The organism is Streptomyces hilarionis, assembly GCF_024539675.1.
Taxonomy (GTDB): Bacteria; Actinomycetota; Actinomycetes; order Streptomycetales; family Streptomycetaceae; genus Streptomyces; species Streptomyces hilarionis.
On record NZ_JAHHIT010000312.1, the window covers coordinates 1 to 3,587 of the forward strand.

General features: G+C 77.8%; 3 protein-coding genes and 1 pseudogene. 2 read left to right on the plus strand and 2 right to left on the minus strand.

Features of this window, described 5'->3' with window-relative positions; genetic code table 11:
- Positions 1 to 842: pseudogene (locus tag KMS84_RS38170) on the minus strand (hypothetical protein); the annotation flags it as partial.
- A gap of 482 nt (positions 843 to 1,324) precedes the next feature.
- Here KMS84_RS38170 and KMS84_RS38175 point away from each other — a divergent pair.
- Together KMS84_RS38175 and KMS84_RS38180 are read left to right on the plus strand one after the other, a co-directional pair.
- Entirely contained in the window at positions 1,325 to 2,308 is a 984-nt protein-coding gene (locus KMS84_RS38175; protein WP_256921147.1) for a helix-turn-helix domain-containing protein, read from the plus strand.
- 99 nt (positions 2,309 to 2,407) lie between these two features.
- Positions 2,408 to 2,890: a DUF456 domain-containing protein gene (locus tag KMS84_RS38180; RefSeq protein WP_256921148.1), complete on the plus strand. Its 483-nt coding sequence runs from the start codon at positions 2,408 to 2,410 to the stop codon at positions 2,888 to 2,890.
- Between the two features lie 111 nt (positions 2,891 to 3,001).
- Here KMS84_RS38180 and KMS84_RS38185 read toward each other — a convergent pair whose 3' ends face one another.
- Positions 3,002 to 3,544 (minus strand): methylated-DNA--[protein]-cysteine S-methyltransferase, encoded by a 543-nt coding sequence (locus KMS84_RS38185; RefSeq protein WP_256921149.1) that lies wholly within the window; start codon positions 3,542 to 3,544, stop codon positions 3,002 to 3,004.
- Positions 3,545 to 3,587 lie beyond the last annotated feature (43 nt).

The window sequence follows — 3,587 nt, forward strand, 5'->3', positions numbered from 1 at the left end:
ACACCCGGCCGGAACCGCCGTCGGACCGGCCCGCCGATCGCACCGGCTTCCCGCCCGGGCCGCGGGGGAAGGTCGCCGTCGTGCGGTGCGGCGGGTGCGGCCGACCCCGCGGGCGCGTCCTGTGCGGCGGGTGCGGCCGACCCCGCGGGCGCGTCCTGGACGGGCTGCTCGGCGAACCCCGGCGGCAGCGGCCCGGGCGGGAAGCCGGTGCGATCGGCGGGCCGGTCCGACGGCGGTTCCGGCCGGGTGTCCCGGCCGCTGCCGCTCGGCGCGTCGGCTCCGACGTCCCGGGCGGGGACGCCGCCGTCGGCGGCCCGCCCGGTGTCCGGCCACCCGCCCTCCGGCTCGCCGTCCCGCCCGCCGGGCGAGGCGGGCGGCCGGCTTCTCGGCTGCGCAACGGTGGCCCCGGACGACGGGGGCGGCGCCGAGGACGGCGAGGACGGCGTGTCCTGCGCGGTCCACCAGTCGGCCCGGGCTCCGGCGCCGGAGGGTTCGGCGCGCGGCGCGGGCAGCGGACCGGCGGGGCCGGACGCGGCCTCGCCGTCGGCGCCGCCGTCCACCGTCTCGCCCGCGCCCCCGGGGGAGCGACCGGCCCACCGGTCCGGCAGGCCCTCCGGGTCCCGTACGGCCGCCGGGCTCCCGGGCCCCCCGGGGCGGTCGCCGTCCCCCGGGCGCCCGCCGTCCGCCGCACCCGCCGAGCGCACCGCTCCGGCGGCCGAGGCGAAGCGGTCGTCCAGGGAGTCTGCGGCGGGCGCGGGCCCCGTGTCGTCGGTGGCGTCGTCGTACAGCTGCCGCCACCAGTCGTCCTCGCGACCGGTGGGCCTTCCCCCCTGCTGGCTCATGCCGCCAATTGTCCACCGCACGGGCCGTGTGAAAACGGGGCATCCGGAAATTCCGCCGCGCCACGGGTGTCGAACACAGTGGCGAGGGGCGTCCCGAGCGGCCGGGCGCGGCGCCCGGCACGGCGGGATGCGGTGGCCGGGCGGTTCCACCCCCCACGGGAGAACCGCCCGGCGACCGCGGTGACCTGGGCTCGAGTCCCCTGGTGCGCCCCTGCGCGTCAAGAGCCCGGATCACGTCTCGCGGACCTCGGAGCGCGGCGCACGGCCGGGCCGCTCCGGGTGGGCACGGCGTTCACGGACCCCACCCCGGACCGTCGGTGGATGATCACATGTTCACGCCGTGGCCACACATTGGCAGAGTGACCGCGGGTACGGCGATGATGGGCGGCGGCGGGTTCACGCCGTGGCCGTTTCCCGCCACGCGTGCGGGACGCCGGAACACCGGACGCCGCTCACGGGACGCCACGAGGAGGGACGGCACGATGCTGGGAGCGATCGGGCTCGACGAGGCGCACGAGTCGGCCTACCGGGCGCTGGTGTCGGTCGGCGCCGCCGACGTGCCCGATCTCGCGCGCAGGCTGACGCTGGGCGAGCACGACACGGAGCGCGCGCTGCGCCGCCTGGAGCGGCACGGTCTGGCGGCCCAGTCCTCGGGACGGCCGGGACGGTGGGTCGCCGCCCCGCCCGGTGTCGCTCTGGGCGCCCTGCTCACCCACCAGCGGCACGAGCTGGACAAGGCGGAGCTCGCGGCCGCTCTGCTGGCCGAGGAGTACCGGGCGGCGGCCGCCGAACCGGCGGTCCACGACCTGGTCGAGGTGGTGACCGGCGCCGCCGCCGTCGCCCAGCGCTTCCTCCAGCTCCAGCTCGGGGCGAGCGACGAGGTGTGCGCCCTGGTCACCGGCTCCCCGGTGGCCGTCACCGGCAGCGAGAACGACGCCGAGGAGCGGGCCACGGCCCGCGGGGTGCGCTACCGCGTCGTCCTGGAGCGGGCCGTCCTGGACCAGCCGGACGGCATGCGGGAGCTGACCGCGGCGCTGGCCCGGGACGAACAGGTCCGGGTGGTGGACACCGTGCCGACGAAGCTGGTGGTCGCCGACGGTTCGCTCGCCCTGGTGCCGCTGACCGGCCGCTCGGCGGAGCCCGCCGCGCTGGTGGTGCACGCCAGCGGACTGCTCGAACTGCTGTCGGGGCTGTTCGAGTCGGTATGGCGGGAGGCGCTGCCCCTGCGTACGGGCGCGGCCGGCGTCGCCGAGCGGGACCCGGCCGCCCCCGACGCCGGCGACCTGGAGATCCTGTCCCTGCTGCTGGCCGGGATGACCGACGCGAGCGTGGCCAAACAGCTCGATCTGGGCCTGCGGACCGTGCAGCGCCGGGTGAAGGGACTGATGGAGCTGACGGGGGCGACGACGCGGCTCCAGCTGGGCTGGCACGCCCACGAACGCGGCTGGGTGACCCGCGACCGCTGACGGGGCCGCCCGCCCGCACCCCCACGGCAGGTGTTCCCCAGGCCCTCCAGCCGTCCGCCTTGACCTGCGCGTTCTCTCGGGCTCGGGCAGGCTGGGCAGATGGGAGTGTGGGAACTCCTGCTGGTCGGAGTGGTCGTCCTGCTCGGCCTGTGCGGAGTGCTGGTGCCCGGCGTCCCCGGATCGCTGCTGGTCTGGGCGGCGGTCCTGTGGTGGGCGCTGGACGACCCGCGCCCGGTGTCCTGGTTCGTGCTCGTCGGGGCGACGGTGACGCTGTTCCTGTCCCAGGTGGTGCGCTGGGCCCTCCCCCCTCGCCGGCTGCGGGAGAGCGGCGCGACCCCGCGGATGGCGGTGTACGCGGGGGCCGGCGCGTTCCTCGGCTTCCTCGTGCTTCCCGTGGTCGGCGCGATCCCCGGCTTCATGGGCGGCATCTACCTGTCCGAACGCCTGCGCCTCGGACGCCACGGCGAGGCCCGCGCGGCCCTGCGCACGGCGATGCGCTCCGGGGGCTGGAGCGTGCTCGCGGAGCTGTTCGCCTGTCTGCTGATCGCGGGAGCCTGGCTCGGCGCGCAGCTGTGGGGCTGACGACGGCGGCCGCCGGCCCCGGGCGGCGTCCGGGGGCGGACCCGGGACCTCGTCCGGACCCCGCCCGGGACCCCGTCCGTCGTCGGGAGCGCGCGCCGGCGCCGTCCCTCGTCAGCCCGACGGCGTCGGGAGCACCCCCTCCAGGGTCAGCAGCCGCACCTTGCGGTCCAGGCCGCCCGCGTATCCGGTCAGCGAGCCGTCGGCGCCGATGACCCGGTGGCAGGGCCGCAGGATCAGCAGGGGGTTCGCCCCGACGGCGCCGCCCACGGCGCGTACGGCCATCCGCGAGGCTCCGACCCGCGCGGCGATCTCCCCGTAGGTCGTGGTCGTCCCGTAGGGGACCGCGTCCAGGGCGGCCCACACCCGCTCGCGGAACGCGGTCCCGTCGCTGCGCAGCGGGAGCGTGAACTCCGTGAGGTCGGCGGCGAAGTAGGCGTCGAGCTGCTCCCTCGCGGACCGGAAGGGCCCGGGGTCGCGCCGCCAGTGCGTCCGCACGCTCTGCCCGCCCTTCTGCCCGGGCACGGACAGCGAGGTCAGCGCGCCGTCGGGACCGGCGGTGAGCAGGAGCGGCCCGAGCGGGCTCTCCACCCGCGTCCAGTACGTCGTCGGCTCGGCCGCCCGCTCCCCCGGGTTCGCCGGACCGGTCGGGTCCACGAGTGCGGCCGGGTCCGCCGGACCGGTCGGGTGGGTCGGGTGG

What these genes read in the sequence shown, in the direction of transcription:
- KMS84_RS38180 (WP_256921148.1), top strand. Translation starts at nt 2,408, where the DNA reads ATGGGAGTGTGGGAACTCCTGCTGGTCGGAGTGGTCGTCCTGCTCGGC.
- KMS84_RS38175 (WP_256921147.1), top strand. Translation starts at nt 1,325, where the DNA reads ATGCTGGGAGCGATCGGGCTCGACGAGGCGCACGAGTCGGCCTACCGG.